The sequence below is a fragment of the Streptomyces sp. NPDC008238 genome, from assembly GCF_042956445.1.
GTDB lineage: Bacteria > Actinomycetota > Actinomycetes > Streptomycetales > Streptomycetaceae > Actinacidiphila.
On the sequence record NZ_JBIBGK010000019.1, the window covers coordinates 13,543 to 31,246 of the forward strand.

Here is a 17,704-nt window from a genome sequence, read left to right on the forward strand (position 1 = left end):
CCGCGAGGGCCCGGCCACATGCCGTTCGCGCCGGTCACGCACCCCGGATTCACCCGGACGGCTCACCCGCCACGACACACCGCCCGATTGGACGCAGGCTGTCGGTGAGGAGCCAAGAAGCCACTCTGCTCACATGCTGGCCGCGCCGGCACCGGGGAGGTCTGCGATGCCGACGGTGTCTACGAGCGTGATCGTCACCCGTACCGTGGAAGAGGTCTTCGACTTCCTTGCCGACGCCCGCAACCTCGCGTCGTGGAACTCCGGCATCGCCGCCGTCTCGGCGGACGCCGTACCCCCCGGCGAGCGGGCCGTCTACCGCTACCACTACCCGGGCCGCCACCGGGAGCACCGGCTGGTCTGCTCGGTCTTCCAGCCCTGCCGGCGGATCGCCTACCGCGGCCGGCGGATGTGGAGCCCGCTGGGCACCCAGACGCCCGAGTTCGCGTTCCGGATGCTGCCGCACTCGGGGGGCGCGTTCGTCCAGTTGCAGGTCACCTGCCAGCTCGGCGGCGGCATGCTGCTGCTGGGCCCGTTCCTGGGCTGGGCCTGGCGCCGCGACCTCCCGGAGGACGCGCGCCGGCTGCGCGAGGCCCTCGGCGACCACAGCATCGCCCCGCCGCCCCCGCTGCCGTCTCCGCCACCACCTCCGCCCGCCACCGGCGCGCTCCGGGCGGCCCAGCCCCGGGCACCGGCCGCCGAGGTGGTCGGAGCCGTTCCCGCTCCGCCGGCCAGGGGGCTGCGCCGTGCGATGGCCCGTGTAGCAGGTCAGGGCCGGATCGGCACGGGCAGCTGACGGATCCGCCGGAATCCCGGCCACCCGGCCGGTTCGCTGACAGGCTGGACGCCGTACGTGCCCCCCGCACCACAGCACAGAGAGGACCCGCAGATGGCGGAGCAGGCCCGCATCGGCGTCACCGGACTCGCGGTCATGGGCCGCAACCTGGCCCGGAACCTCGCGCGGCACGGCCACCCCGTGGCCTTGTACAACCGCACCCCGGCCAGGACGCGCTCCCTGGTGGAGGAGTTCGGCGGCGAGGGCGAGTTCCATCCGGCGGAGTCCCTGAAGGAGTTCGTCGAGTCGCTCGAACGGCCCAGGCGCATCATCATCATGGTCAAGGCCGGCGCCCCCACCGACGCGGTGATCGACGAACTGGTGCCGCTGCTGGAGCCCGGCGACATGGTCGTCGACGGCGGCAACGCCGACTACCGCGACACCCGGCGCCGGGAGAAGGCGCTGCGCGAACAGGGCCTGCACTTCGTCGGCACCGGCATCTCCGGCGGCGAGGAGGGCGCTCTCAACGGACCCTCGATCATGCCGGGCGGCTCGGTGGAGTCGTACGAGTCCCTGGGCCCGATCCTGGAGGACATCGCCGCCAAGGTCGACGGGGTGCCCTGCTGCACCCACGTGGGCCCGGACGGTGCCGGACACTTCGTCAAGATGGTGCACAACGGCATCGAGTACTCCGACATGCAGCTCATCGCCGAGGCCTACGACCTGCTGCGGCACGCCGCCGGCAAGCGGCCGGGCGAGATCGCGGAGATCTTCCGCACCTGGAACTCCGGCCGCCTGGAGTCGTACCTCGTCGAGATCACCGCGGAGGTGCTGGCCCACACGGACGCCGACACCGGCAAGCCGTTCGTCGACGTGGTGCTGGACCAGGCCGGCCAGAAGGGCACCGGCAGCTGGACCGTGCAGAACGCCCTGGAGTTCGGCGTTCCCGTCTCCGGCATCGCCGAGGCGGTGTTCGCGCGCTCGCTGTCCGGCAGCGCGGAGCTGCGGGCCGCCTCGCACGGGCTGCCGGGACCCGCGGAGACCTGGCTGGACAGCGCGGCGGGCGACCGGTTCGCCGACGACGTCGAGCAGGCGCTGTACGCCTCGAAGATCGTCGCGTACGCCCAGGGCTTCAACCTGATCCAGGCGGGCAGCAAGGAGTTCGGCTGGGACATCGACGCGGGCTCGATGGCGACGATCTGGCGCGGCGGCTGCATCATCCGGGCGCGCTTCCTCAACCGCATCAAGGAGGCGTTCGACTCCGAGCCGGGCCGTCCCACGCTGCTGACCGACGACCACTTCGCCGAGGCACTCGGCGACGCGCAGGCGGCCTGGCGGCGGGTCGTGTCCACCGCGGCGCAGCTCGGCGTCCCCGCGCCCGGCTTCTCGGCGGCGCTCGCGTACTACGACGCCCTGCGCGCGGAGCGGTTGCCGGCCGCGCTCATCCAGGGGCAGCGCGACTTCTTCGGCGCGCACACCTACAAGCGGGTCGACAAGTCCGGCTCGTTCCACACGCTGTGGGGCGGCGACCGCTCGGAGAACCCCGCCTGACGTCCGCGCCGCGTGGGCCCGGCGCGGCCGGGCCTACGCGGCGAGCGGCGGGGTGATGAGCTGCTCCGCCCAGACCGTCTTGCCCGTCTCCGTGTAGCGGGTGCCCTGGGCGTCGGTCAGCTGGGCGACGATGGACAGCCCCCGCCCGTCCTGGTCGCTGGGCGCCGCGTGGCGCGGGTGCGGGGCGGCGCTGCAGCAGTCCGACACCTCACACACCAGCACCCGGTCGCGGATCAGGCGCAACCGGATCGGTCCGGTGGAGTACCGCACGGCGTTGGTGACGAGTTCGCTGACGACCAGGGTGGTGGTGAAGGCCAGCTGCGTCAGCTTCCACTCGGTCAGCAGACGGTCCGTCCAGGCCCGCGCCTCCGCCACCGCGGCGGGGTCGTTGGGCACCTCGCGGGTCGCGACGTCGTCGGCGGCCAGGGCGCGGGTGCGCGCGGCGAGCAGCACCGGGTCCGCGCCGCACGCGGGCGTGCGCAGGACGCCGTCGAGCACCGTCGCCGGCTCGGCGGCCGGCGCGCCGTCGGCGGGCAGCACGCGCAGCCCGGTCACCCGGCCGGCGGCCTCCGCGCCGTCGGGGACGCCGTCCGTGCCGCAGCTCAGCAGCAGCACGCTGCCGGGCGGCACGTCGCACTCCAGGACCTCCGGCTCGCCCGGCGCGGGGACGTCGTCGTCCGCTGCCGGGGGCGCCGGGGGCAGCGCCCGGGGCGCCGCCGTCCAGCCGACGTACGCCACCGTGCAGCGGCAGGCCACCGGGTCGTAGACGACGATCAGGCACTGGTCGGCCCCGTCGCCGACGGGGGTCGCGGTGGACCGGTGGAGCCGGGAGAGGACCTCGCCGGGGCTCATGTCGAGCAGCACCAGCGCCCGCACCGCGGCCTTCAGCTGGCTCATCGCGGTCGCCGCGGCGACACCGTGCCCGCGCACCGCGCCCGTCACCAGGGCCACCCGCGCGCAGGGCAGCGGGATGACGTCGACCCAGGCGCCCGGGGCCGCGGACGACGGCAGGTGCCCCCGGGGTGCCTCGATCGCGCTGACCGGCGGGCCCTGCGGCGCCAGCAGGGACTCCTGGAGGATCCGCCCGGCGGCGTTCTGGACCAGGCGCCGGCGGGCGCAGTCCAGCAGCCGGGCGGCCCTGCGGGCCAGGTGACCGGCCGCCACCAGGTCGGCCCGCGAGAAGGCGGGGGAGCCCGCCGTGCGGTAGAAGGCCGCGATGCCGAGGACGACACCACTGACGTCCAGCGGCATCACCAGCAGGGAGTGCGTGCCGCTGATCCGCAGCAGCGGCGCGCGCACGGGGTCCCGGGAGAGCCACCCCGTCTGCGGGCGGAGGTTCATCACCAGGTGCGGCCGCAGGTCGGTCAGCGACGCGTGGTACGGCGTCCTGGCCGGCAGGGTGCTGATCTCGCCGACCTCGTAGGCCCGCGGGATCGCGGAGCCGCGGGCCGCGCGGAAGGCCCCACGGCGGAAGGCGAGCCCGGTGGCGGGCAGTCCCGAGACGGCGGCCTGCTCCGAGACGGTGGCGTCCGACACCTCGACGGCGGCGAAGTCGGCCACCGCCGGCACGGCTGAATCCACGAGCTGCTGGGCTGCGTCGTAGGACCACGGCCGGTCGGCGGGGCCGGCCTGGGGCGGGAGGGTGGCACAGAGCATGGGATTCGCCTCGGGTGAGGTTCGGGGTCGGCGGTTGGTGTGCCTTTCAAGCACTCACTTCCGAGGCTGCCTCCCCACCTGGGCGAACGGGTCGCTGCACCGCCGCAGACGTCACCAGGGATGTGCCGTAGACGTGACTGCGGGTTTCCCGCAACACCGCCGGCGCGGGCTGCCCACCGCGCGCGCCCGATCTACCGTGTGTGCTATGGACGTCCTCAGCCGCCCCGACGGCAGTCAGCCGCACCCCGCCATCTCCGTCGTACTCGCCGACGACCACCTGGTGGTCCGGGCCGGCATGCGGCTGCTGATGGCCGCGGACCCGGCCTTCGAGATCGTCGCCGAGACGTGCTCCGTGCCCCAGACGCTGGAGGCCGTGGAGCGCCACCACCCGCGGGTGCTCGTCCTGGACCTGACGATGTCCGGCAGGTCCAGCCTGCCGACGATCCCGGCGCTGCTGAACGCCTCGCCCAGGACGCGCATCCTGGTGCTCACCATGCAGGAGGACCCGGCGTTCGCCCGTGAGGCGCTGCGCACCGGAGCGGCCGGCTACCTGCTGAAGGAGGCCGCCGCCGAGGAACTGCTCGCCGCCGCCCACCAGGTCGCCGGCGGCGCCACCTATGTGCAGCCCTCGCTCGGGGCGCGGCTGGCCGTCGAGGACCTGGATCTGGCGGAGCGGCACCACGAGGAGCCGCTCACCGACCGGGAGGCGCAGGTGCTGACCCTGCTGGCGCTGGGCCACACCAACCAGGAGATCGCCCGGCGCCTGTTCGTCTCCGTACGGACCGTGGAGACCCACCGGTCGCGGCTGCGGGACAAGCTCGGCAAGGAGAGCCGGGCCGAGCTGATCGCCGCGGCCAGAGAGCGAGGGCTGGTGGCATGACGCCGTCCGGCCCAGGAAGGACCGGGACGCGCCTGGCCCTGGAGGGGCTGGGCACCTGTCTCCTGGCGGCGGCGACCGTCATGGAGGTCACCGACCGCTCACAGGGCTGGGAGCTCGCCCTGGCGCTGGCAGCGGCGGTCTGCTATCTGCCGCTCACGCCCATGGTGCCGCCGCGGCAGCGGGTGTGGCTCGTGGTGGCCATCGCGTTCGCGCTGATGCTGACGGTGGCCGGGACGGTCCGCATGGCCCAGCAGCCCTCGCTGAACGTCCTGCACGTGCTGCCGCTGCTGCTGGTCGCCTACGCCTTCCTCGCCGTCCGCTCCTCGGCACGCCGGGAGGCGGGCCTGCGCCGGGAGCGGGTCAGGGCCCGGCACGACGGCGAGGAGCGCGAGCGGCGCCGCTGGGCGCGCGAGTTGCACGACGACACCCTGCAGGAACTCGGCGCGGTCCAGGTGGTGCTGTCCACCGCCGCCGCGGACGGCCGGCCGGAGGCCATGCGGGAGGCCATCGACCAGGCGCGCGGCCTGGTCGGCAACCAGATCGCCTCGCTGCGGCACCTGATCGTCGACCTGCGGCCCGTGGTCCTGGACGAACTGGGCCTGCAGCCGGCCCTGCAGGCGCTGTGCCGGCGCTCGTTCGAGACGTACGGCATCCGCACCGAGTTGCGGCTCGGGCCGCAGGCGGACACCGAATGCGGCCGGCTCACCGCCGAGACGCAGGCGCAGATGTACCGGATCGTGCAGGAGGCCATCACCAACGCGGCCAAGCACGCCGAGCCGACCCGGGTGGTGGTCAGCCTGGAGAGCGACCAGCGCGCCGTGCACGTGGCCATCACCGACAACGGGCACGGCATGGCGGCCGCGACCGCCGCCGGGCGCGGCACCCCGCGCGCCGCCGAGCCGTCCTCGCCGCAGACCCGGGGCATGGGCCTGTCGGCGATGCGCGAGCGCGCCGAGCTGATCGACGCCCGGCTCGCCGTCCGCAGCGCCCCGGGCGAGGGCACCACGGTCGACCTGCGGGTGCCGCTGGCGCCGGGCCGGGTCACCGGCGAGGAGTGACCGCGGGCCGGGTGACGACGGGCTGACGGACCACGGGCCGGGTGACCACGGGCCGCCTGCGCGGGCGCGGATCCCGACCGGCAGTATGGGGGCGTGCGACTGACGCCTGTGACCTGGGAACGGCTGACCGACGCCGTCGCGGACCGCGTGCTCGAACTGCAGCCGGACGACGGCGGCGAGCGCCCACGGGTCGCGGTCGACGGGGCACCGGCCACGCGCCCGGACGCGCTGGGGGAGGCCCTGGCGCAGGCACTGCGGCTGAGGGGCCGGCCGGTCGTCCGGGTACGGGCGGAGACCTACTGGCGGCCCGCCTCGCAGCGTTACGAGCTGGGACGCCACGACCCCGACGCCTTCTACGAGCGCTGGCTGGACACCGGCGCCCTGTGGCGGGAGGTCTTCGACCCGCTCGCCCCGGGCGGCACCGGGCGCGTGCTGCCCTCGCTGTGGGACCCGCTGACCGACCGGGCGACGCGCGCGGCCTACGAGGAACTGCCGCCCGGGGGCGTGCTGTTGCTGGACGGCGCGCTGCTGCAGGGCTACGGCTTCCCCTTCGACCTCTGCGTCCACCTGAGGATGTCGGGGGCGGCCCTGGCGCGCCGCACGCCGGAGGACGAGCGCTGGACGCTCCCGGCGTACGCCCGCTACGAGCGGGAGACCGCACCCGGCGGGACCGCGGACGTCGTGGTGCACACCGACGACCCGCGGCACCCGGCCTGGACCGGGTGACCCGGCGGCCCTTGCCGCCGCCCCGCCGCGACCGTTAGCGTCCCGGAGCACCATGACTGTCGCCATCGCTCCGCTGACCACCGAGCACGTCCCCGAGGCAGCGGCCCTCCTCGACCGCTGGTACGCCAGGGCCCGCAAGGCGCTGCCCCACCAGTCGGGCCGGAGCACCGCGCCGCCGCCGGGGGAGGAACTGCTGGGCAAGACCCTCGCCGGGCCCGGCGTGGAGGCCGTGCTCGCCCGGGACGGCGACGGGTCGGTCACCGGCTACCTCGTCACCACCCCGCTCGACCTCGCCGACGACGACCGGGCCGTGCTGCGTGCCCACCCGCGTTCCGCGCTGGTCGCCTACGGCGGGCACGCGCTGCGCGGCGGCCGGGAGGGGGTGCGCGAGGACGTGCTGCGCGGGCTGTACGCGGCGGTCGCCGCGCGCCTGGTCGCGGAGCGCCGCCACGTGCACTACGTGGACCTGCCGGCCGACGAGGCGGTGGCCTCCGCGTGGTTCCGCTCCGGCTTCGGCCTGGAACGGGTGCGGGGCCTGATGGCCGTGCGGCCGCGCGGGCGGCAGCCGCGCGGGGTGGACGCGCTGTCGGTGCGCCGCGCGGGACCCGGAGACCTGGACCGGATCGGGCGGATGGCGGCGGAGGCGGCACGCGCCGACCGCGGTACGGCGGTGTTCCGGCCCCAACCCGAGGGCGCGCTGGCGACCTTGCGGACGCACTACGCCGACGCCCTGACCGACGGCCGCTGCGGGGCGTGGGTCGCGGCCCGCCGGGGCGAGGAGATCGGCATGGTGGTGCTGACCCCCGCGGCGCCGGGCCCGGTCGTGCCCGACGGGTGCGTGGAACTGGTCGAGGCGTACGTGACGCACGCGGCGCGCGGTGAGGGCATCAGCCGGGTGCTGCTCGCGACGGCGCTGGCGTGGGCGTACGACAGCGGCTACCGGCACATCACGGCCAGCTGGCCCGCGGGTTCGCCGGTGTCGGCCGGGCACTGGCCGGCGGTGGGCTTCAGGCCGGTGGCGTACCGGCTGCAGCGCGTCCTGGACCCGCGCATGTGCGGGACACCACAGCGCTGACAGGATTGGAGTGGTGAGGAGCAGTCCTCTTTCACTGTTAAACTAATTCCAGATCGTCCGGCGGACCCGGTGGAGCGTCCGCGACGAACTCCCTCGCTGCCCCGGCCAGATCCCCCCGTCCTGGCCGGGGCTTCCCTTGTTCTTGGTCTGGACATGACCAATTCATGGGAGTACCTTCGCTGTTGGTCTAGACCTACTGCCCGCGGGCTGCGCACTGCTCTCAGAACTCCCCCACGTTCTCCGAGGAGCGAAGCATGCACAGGAAATTCCGTGCCGCCGCCATCGGCCTGGGCCTCGTCGGGCTGTCCGTGCTCGGCACCGGCAGCGCCTGGAGCCACGGCTACACCGACGCCCCCATCAGCCGTCAGAAGCTCTGCGCCAACGGCACCGTGACCAACTGCGGCGACATCCAGTGGGAGCCGCAGAGCGTCGAGGGCCCCAAGGGCTTCCCGTCCTCCGGCCCCTCCGACGGCACCCTCTGCGCCGGCGGCAACAGCCGGTTCGCCCAGCTCGACAACCCGCGCGGCGGCACCGGATGGCCCACCACCAAGGTGACGTCAGGTCAGAACTACAGCTTCCGCTGGCAGTTCACGGCATCGCACGCGACGAGCGACTTCAAGTACTACATCACCAAGCAGGGCTTCGACCCCAGCCGGCCGCTCACCCGTTCCGCCCTGACCCTGACGCCGTTCCTGACCGTCAACTACAACGGCGCCAGGCCGCCCGCCACGGTCACCCACCAGGGCACCATCCCCAGCCGGACCGGGCGGCACATCATCCTGGCCGTCTGGTCCGTCGCGGACACCGGCAACGCCTTCTACGCCTGCTCCGACGTGCAGTTCTGACGCACAACTCCGGAGACAGCGAGCAGGCCGCCTAGCCCTCCGGAGCGGGCCGGCTGCCGAGCAGCCGCTCCCGCACGGCGTCGGCCCCGGCGGTGGAGACACCTCCGCCGGGGCCGACGCGCGGGGCGTCCGTGCCGCCCGGACGCCCCGTGCCGCCCGGGGCGTCCGCGGCGCCGGTGTGGGCGGCGCGGACCCGTGTCCCGCCGTCCACCACCAGCTCGGCGCCCGTGATCCAGGCGGCCTCGTCCGAGACCAGCCAGCGCACGGCCCGGGCCACGTCGCGGGGCTCGCCGATCCGTCCCAACGGCAGCCCGGCGGCGATGGTGTGCTCGGCGTCCTGGCAGACGAAGCGCGCCATCTCGGTGCGCACCAGGCCGGGGGAGACCGCGTTGACCCGCACGGCCGGGCCGAGTTCCCCCGCGAGCTGCCTCGTCAGGTGCAGCAGCGCCGCCTTGCTGGTGCCGTAGGCGCCGACGTTCGGGCCGACGTGCCCGGCGCCCTCGGTGCAGACGTTGACCACCGCGCCGCCGTGCTCGCGCATCCAGGCCCGCCACGCCAGCTGGGTCAGCCGCAGGGGCGCCTCGACGTTGACCGTGAACGCGGTGCGCCACAGGTCCGGGTCCGCCTCGGCGAGCGGCCCGTACGGGAGGTTGGTGGCGGCGTTGTTGACCAGTACGTCCAGGCCGCCGAGGGCGCGGACCGCGAACGCCGTGCAGGCGGCGAGGTGGCCGGGATCGGCCACCGTGCCGGCCAGGGTGACCACGGTGTGCCCGGCTGCCTGCAGCCCTGCGGCCGCCGTCTCCAGCCGGACCGGGTCGCGGGCGGTGAGCAGGGCGCGGGCGCCCGCGGCGGTCAGCTCCGCGGCGACGGCCAGTCCGATCCCGCCGGACGCGCCGGTGACCAGCGCCGCGCGTCCGGCGAGCGGGAGGGGATCCGTCATGGGGTGACGGTCCCATGACGACCTGTCAGTTTTCAGAGGTGGTACGGGGAAACCGGCGGGTCGACGTCAGGGGCCCGGGGCCCGGGGGTTCTGGGCCCGGGCCCCGGGCGTCAGGGCGTCAGGAGGTCAGGGCGTCAGCGTCCATTTCTGGTTGGCGCCGCCGGTGCAGGTCCACAGCTGCAGCCTGGTGCCGTTGGCGGAGTTGTTTCCCGCGACGTCCAGGCACTTGTTCGCCGCCGGGTTGACGATGTCCCGGGCCCCGCTGAGCACCCACTTCTGGTTGGTGCTCCCGGCGCAGTCCCACAGTTGCAGCTGGGACCCGTCGGCGGTGCCGAAGTCCTTGACGTCCAGGCACTTGCCCAGGGCGCGCAGGGTGCCGTCGGACGCGGCGGTCCACTGCTGGGCGGCGGTGCCGTTGCAGTCGTAGAGCTGGACGGGGGTGCCGTTGGCGGGGCTGGCCCCGGCGACGTCGACGCACTTGCCGGCCAGGCCCGTGATGCGGCCGGCCGTGCCGCCCCCGCCCCCGCCGTCGGAGGTGGTGACGCGGACGTAGTCGACGACCAGTTGCTGCGGGAAGGCGGTGCTGCCGTCGGGGTCACCCGGCCAGTAGCCGCCCACCGCGAGGTTGAGGATGACGAAGAACGGCTTGTTGAACACCCACCGGCGGCCGCCGAGGTCGGCCGGGGTGCGCCGCTGGTAGACCGTGCCGTCGACGGACCAGGTGATCGAGTCCGGGTTCCAGTCGACGGCGAAGGTGTGGAACGCGTCGGCGAAGGCCTGGCCGCCCGGCAGGGTGTAGCCGGCGCCGATGCCGCCGGAGCCGAAGTAGTCGGGGCCGTGGATCGTGCCGTGGACGGTGCCGGGCTCGAAGCCGACGTTCTCCATGATGTCGATCTCGCCGCTGGCGGGCCAGCCGACGTCGCCGATGTCGTTGCCGAGCATCCAGAACGCGGGCCACATGCCCTGGCCGCGCGGGACCTTCATGCGGGTCTCGACGTGGCCGTAGGTGGTGGTGAAGCGGCCCGCGGTGTTGAGCCGGGCGGAGGTGTACTGGCAGCTGCCGTACCAGCACTGGTAGCCGGCGGGGTTCTCCTTGCGGGCGGTGATGACGAGGTGGCCCTGACCGTCGAGGGCGGCGTTGCGGTTCCCGGCGGTGTAGTACTGCCGCTCGTGGTTGTTGACGTTGTCGCCGGTCTCGACCTGCCACTTGCCGCCGTCCACGGCGCTGCCGGCCGCGCCGTCGAACTCGTCGGCGAAGGTGGTGACGGCGGCGGTGGCGGCGGGGGCCGCGGGCAGGGGGTGGTCGGCGGGGCCGGTGGTGGTCAGGGCCGCGAGGGCGAGGAGCCCGGCGGTGGCGGCGGCGAACAGGCCGCGGGCGCGCGGGCGCCGGAGCGGGCGGGGGTGTGGGGGGAGTGCCTTCACAGGGCGCTGCCTTTCGGGGCGGTCGTGGGGGGTGGCGGACGGGGTTTGCGCTACGTCGGTCATGCACCTGACATTTCTTGAACCCTCGCGCGTGGGGGCGCGAGGATTCCCGTCCGTCTTCGTTCAAGCCTTAGTTCACGCCGTGATTGAACTGCCGCCCCCTGACCCCGTCAAGAGGTCTGGACCAAGAAGGGGCGGGCGGCCCCGACCGGGGATCCCCCCCGCCCGGTCCCGCCCGCCCCCACCCGCCGGCGCCGCGACGCGTCACGTACCGGGCTTGCGCCCGTACACGTACACGTCGTCACCGTTCTTCAGCAGGCTCCAGTACTTCTTGGCGTCGCCGCTGCGCATGTTGACGCAGCCGTGCGACCCCGGCGGCGACCACACGCTCCCCGCGATCGAGTGGAACGCCTGCCCGCCGTCGAAGAACTGGCTGTACGGCATCGCCACGTTGTACAGCGTCGACCAGTGGTCCTTGTGGCGCCAGTAGACCTTCTTGGAACCGGTGCGGGTCTCGTAGCCGTTACGGCCCGTCCGCACCGGGACCGGCCCGAACTTCAGCTTCTTGCCGTCCTGTATCCAGCTCAGCTGCCGCGTGAGGTCCACGCACGCGATCCGCCCCTTGGTGGTGGGGCACTTGCCGGCCTTGTTGGGATTGCTGCCCGCGGCCTTCTGGGAGTTCATGATCTTCATGACGCCCCAGGTCACCGGGCCCGCGTAGCCGATGTTCGGGGATATCCCGTACTTCGTCTGGAAGGCCCGTGTCGCCTTGCAGTCGGCCGCCGACTGCTTGCCGTCCACCGGCCGGCCCAGGAACTTCTCCACCTGCTTCTGGTAGGGCCCCTTGCTCGTCGTGCACGACGCGGCCTGTGCCGTGCCGCCCCCCGCCACGACCGGTGTCACGGCCATCACCGCCACCGCGAGGGCGGCCCCCGCCCGTCGTCCCGCTGACGCTCCCGCTCTCATCGCTTCCCCTTCCCCGGTGAGGCCGTCGCGCGACGGCCTCACCCCCTAGGACAACCGGGAGGCACCGGAGGTTGCGGAACGGCCGGTGCGGGAAGTGGAGGTGACGGTACGTCAGCCCCGCGGGGCGTCCTCCAGGGCCGCACGCACGATGCGGACGGCCTCCTCGGTGTCGGCCCGCGACACGTCCAGGTGGAAGACGAAGCGCAGCAGCCCGGGGTAGCCGGCGCAGCGCAGCCCGTGCCGCGCGAGACGCTCCTGGACCTGGTCGGCGGAGACCCCCGGCGCCGGCTCGGCGAAGACCATGTTGGTCTGGGCGTCGCCCACCAGCAGGCCCGGCACGCCCTTGATCCCCTCCGCGAACAGCGCCGCGTTCGCGTGGTCCTCGGCGAGCCGCGCCACCTGGTGCTCCAGCGCGTACAGCGCGCCCGCGGCCAGGACGCCCGCCTGCCGCATCCCGCCGCCGAGCGCCTTGCGCCAGCGCAGCGCCCGCGCCACGAACTCCCGGCTGCCCAGCAGCGCGGAGCCGACCGGGGCGCCCAGGCCCTTGCTGAAGCAGATCGAGACGCTGTCGAAGTGGCCGGCGATCAGCCGCGCCTGCTCGTACGGGTCGCCGCCCGCGGCCACCGCGGCGTTGAACAGCCGGGCGCCGTCGAGGTGCGTGGCCAGCCCGTGCTCGCGCGCCAGCCCCGTCGCGGCCCGCAGGTAGTCCACGGGGACGACCCGGCCGCCGATGGTGTCCTCCAGGCACAGCAGCCGGGTGCGGGGGAAGTGCGGGTCGTCCGGCTTCACCGCGGCCGCGATGTCGGCCGGGTCCAGCGTCCCGTCCGCCCGGTGGGGAAGCGGCTGCGGCTGGATCCCGCCGAGCACGGCACCGCCGCCGCCCTCCCAGCGGTACACGTGCGCCGACTGCCCGGCGATGTACTCGTCACCGCGGCCGCAGTGCGTCAGCAGCGCGCACAGGTTGCTCTGCGTCCCGGAGGAGACGAACAGCGCGGCCTCGAAGCCGAGCCGCTCCGCGATCCGGTCCTGGAGGGCGTTCACGGTGGGGTCGTCGGCGAAGACGTCGTCGCCCACCTCGGCCTCCGCCATGGCGCGGTGCATGGCCGCGCCGGGCCGCGTGACGGTGTCGCTCCGCAGGTCGACGACCCGTCCGGGCTGCTCATCGGTGACATCAGTGATCGGCATGCGTTCACCCTGCCATGCCCGCCCTTCGGTAGGATCGTCGGGTGAATTCCCACTGGCACGTCGTCCTTCCGCCGCTGTGCGCCTGACCGGGCGCACTCACTGAAGGACCGGACCACCGTCCCCGGCAGGCCGCCCGGCCGCCAGGGGCGGTCCAGGTGCGCCCGTCCCGGATCCGCTTCCCTCGATGCGTGACGTGACGAAAGGCCGCCTCCGTGCCGGACCGTACCCCCTCCCTCGCCCCCGGACGCCCGCTCGCGCCCGCTGCCGCCGCCCGGCCGCGCTCCGTCCGCGGCGCGCTGCCGATCCTCACCGCCGCCCTGCTGTGGGGCACCACCGGGACCGCCGCGTCCTTCGCGCCCGCAGGCGCCCCGCCCGCGGCGGTCGGCGGTGCCGGGCTCACCCTCGGCGGGCTCCTGCTCCTGGCGGGCGCCCGCGGGGCGCGGACCCTGCTGCGCACCGCGGGCCGCGCCGGAGCCGCGCTGCTGGCCGTCGGCGCCCTGGCCGTCGCCGGCTACCCGCTCGCCTTCTACCCGGCCGTCTCCCGTACCGGGGTCGCCGTGGCCACGGTCATCGCCCTGGGGAGCGCGCCGGTCTTCACCGGACTGCTGGCCTGGGCCGCGGGCGCGCACCGCCCCAGCCGCCGCTGGGCCGCCGCGACGGCCGTGGCCGTGCTCGGCTGCGGGCTGCTGGTGCTCGGCGGCGCGGACGCGGGCCCCGCGGCGCGCACGGACGCCGCGGGGGTGGCCCTGGCAGCCCTGGCCGGGCTCTCGTACGCGGTGTACTCCCTGGTCGGCGGCCACTTCATCGGCCGCGGGCAGGCGCCGGGCGCGGTGATGGGGGTGCTCTTCGGTTGCGCCGGGCTGCTGACCCTGCCGGTGGTGGTCACCACGGGTGTGGTCTGGCTCGCCACACCCCGTGGCGCAGGCGTCGTCCTGCACCTCGCGGTGCTGACGACCTTCCTGGCCTACCGGCTCTTCGGGCACGGCCTGCGGCACACACCGCCGTCCGTCGCCACCACGCTCACCCTCGCCGAGCCCGCCGTGGCCGCCCTGCTCGGGGTGGCCGTGCTGGGGGAGCGGCCGACGCCGCTGTCCTGGGCGGGACTGGCCGTCCTCGTCCTCGCCCTGGCGGTGCTCTCCGGCAGGGATCGCTGACGGACGGGCCTGCCCGACGGCCGCGCCCCGCCCCGGGTCATCCGGGCGGGAGGTCGTCCGTGCGCTCGCCCTCCGCCTGGGAGGGGGTCGTCCGGGGCACGTCCGGGTGGATCTCCATCGTGCTGCGCTCGGCGTCGTCGTAGATCCGCTCGCCCTCCGCCTGGGAGGGGGTCCCGGCGTAGAGGTACGGATCGGCGTCCGAGGACGTGGACTTCATGGCGGACCTCCTACGGTCGCTGCCTCCATCCTGCTCCCTCAGGCCCGGCGGGGCGAGACCAGCAGGAACGCCCTCCGACGGCGGTCGTGGTGGAGCGTGCTCTGCCAGCCGTACGCCTCCAGGACGCGCCGGCACCGGTCCAGTTCGGCCTCGGCGGTGCCCGGGGCGGCCCCGGCGGGGGAGTGCCAGGAGACCTCGGCGACCCCGCTCTGGGCGGAGGGCCCGACGGCGTAGCCGGTGACCGACGGGCGCCCGTCGGCGTCGCGCGCGGACGGGGGCCGGCCGTCCGCCTCCAGGGCCAGGGCGACGGCGTGGACGAGGCGCTCGCGCTCCCAGGGCGCGGGCCGCGTGGTGTCGCCGTCCTGCAGGACGCGGCGGATCTCCAGCAGCCCCGACCAGGCGGAGGCGACCTCGGCGGCACGGCCGGGGGCGGCGCCGGCCGTGCGGTGCCCGTCGTCGGCGGCGAAACCGCGCTCGGCGTCCCGGGCCGGCGCCTCCTCCGCCGGTGCCTCCTCCGGCGCCGTCCCCGCCCCCGTCCCCGCCTCTGGGATCTCCCCGCGGGCCAGTTCGGTGCGGACCCGGCGGCCCTCCTGCGTGAGGTAGTAGCCGCCGGTACGGCCGTAGCGCACGGCGAGACCCTGCCTGGTCAGCGCGGCGCAGGTCGGTTCGCGCGCGCTCAGCTGGCCGGTGTCGGCGTCGGACTCCAGCAGGGCGCGGCGCTGGACGGCGGTCAGGGTCATGCGAAGCACCCTATGAGCCGGACGCGGGGAGCCGGAATGCCCTACACTCGAAATCGAGCAGTTGTTCGAACGAGGTGGAGGCGGACACACCATGGTCGAAGCCGAGCCGCACCAGGACCCCGGGCCCTGCGTGCTGTACATCCGCTGCGGCGGGGCCGACCCGGCGACGCTCGCGGCGCTGACCGCGCTCGTCGGCCAGTTCACCCCCGTCGTCCGCGCCGAGCCGCCGGACGCGGTCGTGGCGGACGTGCGCTCCGCGGTGAGCTTCTACGGGCTGCTGCCCGAGCAGCTGGCCCTCATGATCAGCACCCGGGCCTCGGCCCTGTACGACGTGAGCCCGACGATCGGCGTCGCCGGGAGTCGTACGGTCGCCGCCATGGCCGCCCACGACGTCCTCGCCGGCCGGATCCGCGCCGTCGACTCCGATCCGCGGGCCGTCGCCGACTTCCTGCGCGTCCAGCCGGTCGCGGCCCTTCCCGGGATCACCGCGGAGGCCGTCCGGCTACTGGCCGCGGCCGGGCTGGAGACCGTCGGCAAGGTCGCCGCCGCGCCGCTGCCCGACGTCCAGGCCCTCCTCGGCGCCGCTCCGGGGCGTGGTGTGTGGGAACGCGCGCACGGCCTGGACCCCGCGCCGATCACCCCGGAGCACCCGCCGGGCTCACTCGCCGCGGACCGGCTCTTCACCGCCGACACCACCGACCCCACCGACCGCGGCGCGCTGAGCCGGGCCGTGCTCGAACTCGGGCTGGGCCTCGGTGACCGGCTGCGCAGCACGGGCCGTACCGCCACCGCGCTCACCCTGACCGTCCGGCTCGCCGGCGGCTCGTCCGTCAGCCGCAGCCGCACCCTGCCGGAGCCCACCTCCGACCCCGGCGAACTCGCCGAGGCCGCCTTCGCCATGCACGAGGCCCTCGGTCCGCACGGCGCCCCCGTGCGGGCCGTGGCCCTGCGCGCCGAGGGGCTGTCCGCGGCCGATCCGTACCGGGCGCGCGCCGTGCCGGTCGGTGCGGGCCGCGGCCGGGCCGTGCTGCCGTCCACCTTCGCCGATCCGCCCGCGCCGGGCCCCGCTCAGGACGAGCGCCGGCTGTCCTCGTGAAGCGCCTCCAGCACGGCGGCCATGACCTCCGCGCCGTCCAGCGGACGCGGCAGCGGTCCGCGCCGGGCCCGTGCCATGTCCCCGAAGCACGCGTCGCACACGGCGAGCGGGAGATGACGGATGCCGCAGTCGCGGACGGTGTCGTCCTCCCGCCCGCACACCTCGCACCCCGATGATGCCGCCATGTGTTCGATACTGCCGCGTCGCGGCGTTTCGCGACAGGGCGCAACCGGTGCTCGACGGACCGTCAGAATGCCTGTGCCCGTGCGCACTTGAACCGACCCGGTGCTCCGCCCCGATCACGGGCGCGGCGCCGGTTGCGAGGCGGGTGCTGCGGGACGAGGGTGGGAAGGGGGAACATCCGATCGGGCATCGAACGGAGCTTCTCATGCAAGCGAGAAAGGCCGACCTGTACAGGCGCGACCTCGCGGAGGCGCGCTGGGTCAAGAGCAGCAAGAGCCCCTACCGGGAAACCTGCGTCGAGGTGGCGGAACTCGCCGGCGGAGCCGTCGCGATCCGTGACTCCGAGAACGCGGACCTGCCGCCGCTGCGCTTCACCGCGGAGGAATGGACGGCGTTCCGGGAGGGTGTGCGCGACGGCGAGTTCGGTTAGGCCGCCGCGTTGACCTCAGCTTGACGGGCCGGTCCGCCGGGGCCGCACGACCGCTCCGGCGGGCCGGGTCCGGTCGGGTCGCGGGGCCCGTCGGGGACCGCGGAGCCTCGGCCATGTGGTTGCCTCGGGCAACCACATGCTTCGGAGGTTGCGTCACGGAAGGGGCCGGGGCGAGGGTGGGGAGGGTAAGCGAGACCGAACCTCGAACGGAGGTTCCCCATGCAAGACCGAAAGGCCGACCTGTACGCGCGGGACCTGACCGCGGCGCGCTGGGTCAAGAGCAGCAGGAGCGGCTACCTGCCGGAGTGCGTCGAGGTCGCGGACCTCGGCGACGGGGCCGTCGCCATCCGTGATTCCCAGAACAAGGACCTGCCGCCCCTGCGGTTCACCGCGCGGGAGTGGACGGCGTTCCGTGCGGGTGTGCGCGAGGGCGAGTTCGGCTAGGCCGTGACGTTCCCCCTCGCTCGGCGGGCCGGCCGGACCGGCCCGCCGAGCCTTTCACGCGTCGCCCAGCACCCGCAGCGTCTGGGCCCGCAGCGCGCACGCCACCACGCCCTCGCGGGTGTGCCGCAGTTGCGGTTCCGTCGCCGGGTGCCGCCCGGAGATCAGGTCGACGATGCGGTAGGCCGTCTCCTCGTCCTCCGCCGCGATGCACACCAGCACCGTGCCGCGGTCCGCCTCCTGCTCCGCCATGGGCGCCTCCTTCGTCGTCAGGCCATCCCCGTGGACGCGTCGGAAGACCCCACCGCCCCCGCCGCGGTTCTGCGCCCGGCGCCGGTTCACCCGCACGAAGCACCCCGGGGTGCGC

20 protein-coding genes are annotated in these 17,704 nt (G+C 74.7%); 11 read left to right on the forward strand and 9 right to left on the reverse strand.

The genetic code is table 11. The features are described 5' to 3' along the window. The first annotated feature begins 166 nt into the window (after positions 1-166). Entirely contained in the window at positions 167-793 is a 627-nt protein-coding gene (locus ACFZAU_RS29775) for an SRPBCC family protein (RefSeq protein ID WP_500554685.1), read from the forward strand. A gap of 93 nt (positions 794-886) precedes the next feature. Beyond that, the gene (gene gnd, locus ACFZAU_RS29780; RefSeq protein WP_500554686.1) at positions 887-2,323 is read left to right on the forward strand and encodes an NADP-dependent phosphogluconate dehydrogenase; all 1,437 of its coding nucleotides are present in this window, start codon (positions 887-889) and stop codon (positions 2,321-2,323) included. Positions 2,324-2,356: 33 nt separating this feature from the next. Here the strand turns inward: gnd and ACFZAU_RS29785 are convergent, their stop codons facing one another. After that, a complete protein-coding gene (locus ACFZAU_RS29785; RefSeq protein WP_500554687.1) occupies positions 2,357-3,979 on the reverse strand; it encodes an ATP-binding SpoIIE family protein phosphatase in 1,623 nt (540 codons plus the stop codon). Positions 3,980-4,184: 205 nt separating this feature from the next. Between ACFZAU_RS29785 and ACFZAU_RS29790 the strand changes: the two genes are divergently transcribed. The 5 genes from ACFZAU_RS29790 (at position 4,185) to ACFZAU_RS29810 (ending at position 8,563) form a co-directional block, all read left to right on the forward strand. Further along, positions 4,185-4,859, forward strand: coding sequence for a LuxR C-terminal-related transcriptional regulator (locus ACFZAU_RS29790; RefSeq protein WP_500554688.1), 675 nt, complete (start codon positions 4,185-4,187; stop codon positions 4,857-4,859). Further along, positions 4,856-5,917, forward strand: a complete 1,062-nt coding sequence (locus ACFZAU_RS29795; protein WP_500554689.1) for a sensor histidine kinase — start codon at positions 4,856-4,858, stop codon at positions 5,915-5,917. The genes ACFZAU_RS29790 and ACFZAU_RS29795 overlap by 4 nt, the downstream gene beginning before the upstream one ends. 93 nt (positions 5,918-6,010) lie before the next feature. Continuing rightward, positions 6,011-6,643 (forward strand): nucleoside/nucleotide kinase family protein, encoded by a 633-nt coding sequence (locus ACFZAU_RS29800; RefSeq protein WP_500554690.1) that lies wholly within the window; start codon positions 6,011-6,013, stop codon positions 6,641-6,643. 52 nt (positions 6,644-6,695) lie between these two features. Continuing rightward, positions 6,696-7,718, forward strand: a complete 1,023-nt coding sequence (locus ACFZAU_RS29805; protein WP_500554691.1) for a GNAT family N-acetyltransferase — start codon at positions 6,696-6,698, stop codon at positions 7,716-7,718. Positions 7,719-7,972: 254 nt separating this feature from the next. Further along, positions 7,973-8,563 carry a lytic polysaccharide monooxygenase auxiliary activity family 9 protein gene (locus ACFZAU_RS29810; RefSeq protein ID WP_500554692.1) on the forward strand — a complete coding sequence of 197 codons (591 nt, stop codon included), beginning with the start codon at positions 7,973-7,975 and terminating at the stop codon, positions 8,561-8,563. Between the two features lie 31 nt (positions 8,564-8,594). On the opposite strand, the gene ACFZAU_RS29815 is transcribed toward ACFZAU_RS29810, so the two are convergent. The 4 genes from ACFZAU_RS29815 to ltaE form a co-directional block, all read right to left on the reverse strand. Beyond that, a complete protein-coding gene (locus ACFZAU_RS29815; RefSeq protein WP_500554693.1) occupies positions 8,595-9,503 on the reverse strand; it encodes an SDR family oxidoreductase in 909 nt (302 codons plus the stop codon). 126 nt (positions 9,504-9,629) lie between these two features. Further along, on the reverse strand, positions 9,630-10,925 hold the full coding sequence (locus ACFZAU_RS29820; protein WP_500554694.1) for an RICIN domain-containing protein: 1,296 nt from the start codon (positions 10,923-10,925) through the stop codon (positions 9,630-9,632). Positions 10,926-11,189: 264 nt separating this feature from the next. After that, positions 11,190-11,834 (reverse strand): L,D-transpeptidase family protein, encoded by a 645-nt coding sequence (locus ACFZAU_RS29825; RefSeq protein WP_500554695.1) that lies wholly within the window; start codon positions 11,832-11,834, stop codon positions 11,190-11,192. A 168-nt stretch (positions 11,835-12,002) separates the two neighbouring features. Continuing rightward, positions 12,003-13,076, reverse strand: coding sequence for a low-specificity L-threonine aldolase (gene ltaE / locus ACFZAU_RS29830; RefSeq protein ID WP_500554696.1), 1,074 nt, complete (start codon positions 13,074-13,076; stop codon positions 12,003-12,005). Positions 13,077-13,288: 212 nt separating this feature from the next. On the opposite strand from ltaE, the gene ACFZAU_RS29835 reads away from it, so the two are divergent. Next, entirely contained in the window at positions 13,289-14,230 is a 942-nt protein-coding gene (locus ACFZAU_RS29835) for a DMT family transporter (protein WP_500554697.1), read from the forward strand. Positions 14,231-14,267: 37 nt separating this feature from the next. On the opposite strand, the gene ACFZAU_RS29840 is transcribed toward ACFZAU_RS29835, so the two are convergent. Both ACFZAU_RS29840 and ACFZAU_RS29845 read right to left on the reverse strand, forming a co-directional pair. Beyond that, entirely contained in the window at positions 14,268-14,447 is a 180-nt protein-coding gene (locus ACFZAU_RS29840; protein ID WP_499600628.1) for a hypothetical protein, read from the reverse strand. Positions 14,448-14,485: 38 nt separating this feature from the next. After that, a complete protein-coding gene (locus ACFZAU_RS29845) occupies positions 14,486-15,187 on the reverse strand; it encodes a hypothetical protein (RefSeq protein ID WP_500554698.1) in 702 nt (233 codons plus the stop codon). 91 nt (positions 15,188-15,278) lie between these two features. Here ACFZAU_RS29845 and ACFZAU_RS29850 point away from each other — a divergent pair, with 91 nt between their 5' ends. Then, positions 15,279-16,283: a DNA polymerase Y family protein gene (locus tag ACFZAU_RS29850; RefSeq protein WP_500554699.1), complete on the forward strand. Its 1,005-nt coding sequence runs from the start codon at positions 15,279-15,281 to the stop codon at positions 16,281-16,283. Here the strand turns inward: ACFZAU_RS29850 and ACFZAU_RS29855 are convergent. After that, positions 16,256-16,468 carry a hypothetical protein gene (locus ACFZAU_RS29855; protein ID WP_500464233.1) on the reverse strand — a complete coding sequence of 71 codons (213 nt, stop codon included), beginning with the start codon at positions 16,466-16,468 and terminating at the stop codon, positions 16,256-16,258. The genes ACFZAU_RS29850 and ACFZAU_RS29855 overlap by 28 nt on opposite strands. Positions 16,469-16,671: 203 nt before the next feature. Here ACFZAU_RS29855 and ACFZAU_RS29860 point away from each other — a divergent pair, with 203 nt between their 5' ends. Both ACFZAU_RS29860 and ACFZAU_RS29865 read left to right on the forward strand, forming a co-directional pair. Continuing rightward, entirely contained in the window at positions 16,672-16,896 is a 225-nt protein-coding gene (locus ACFZAU_RS29860) for a DUF397 domain-containing protein (protein WP_500554700.1), read from the forward strand. A 219-nt stretch (positions 16,897-17,115) separates the two neighbouring features. Then, positions 17,116-17,340, forward strand: coding sequence for a DUF397 domain-containing protein (locus ACFZAU_RS29865; RefSeq protein WP_500554701.1), 225 nt, complete (start codon positions 17,116-17,118; stop codon positions 17,338-17,340). Between the two features lie 54 nt (positions 17,341-17,394). On the opposite strand, the gene ACFZAU_RS29870 is transcribed toward ACFZAU_RS29865, so the two are convergent. Further along, positions 17,395-17,589, reverse strand: coding sequence for a hypothetical protein (locus ACFZAU_RS29870; RefSeq protein WP_018561578.1), 195 nt, complete (start codon positions 17,587-17,589; stop codon positions 17,395-17,397). Between the last annotated feature and the right edge of the window lie 115 nt (positions 17,590-17,704).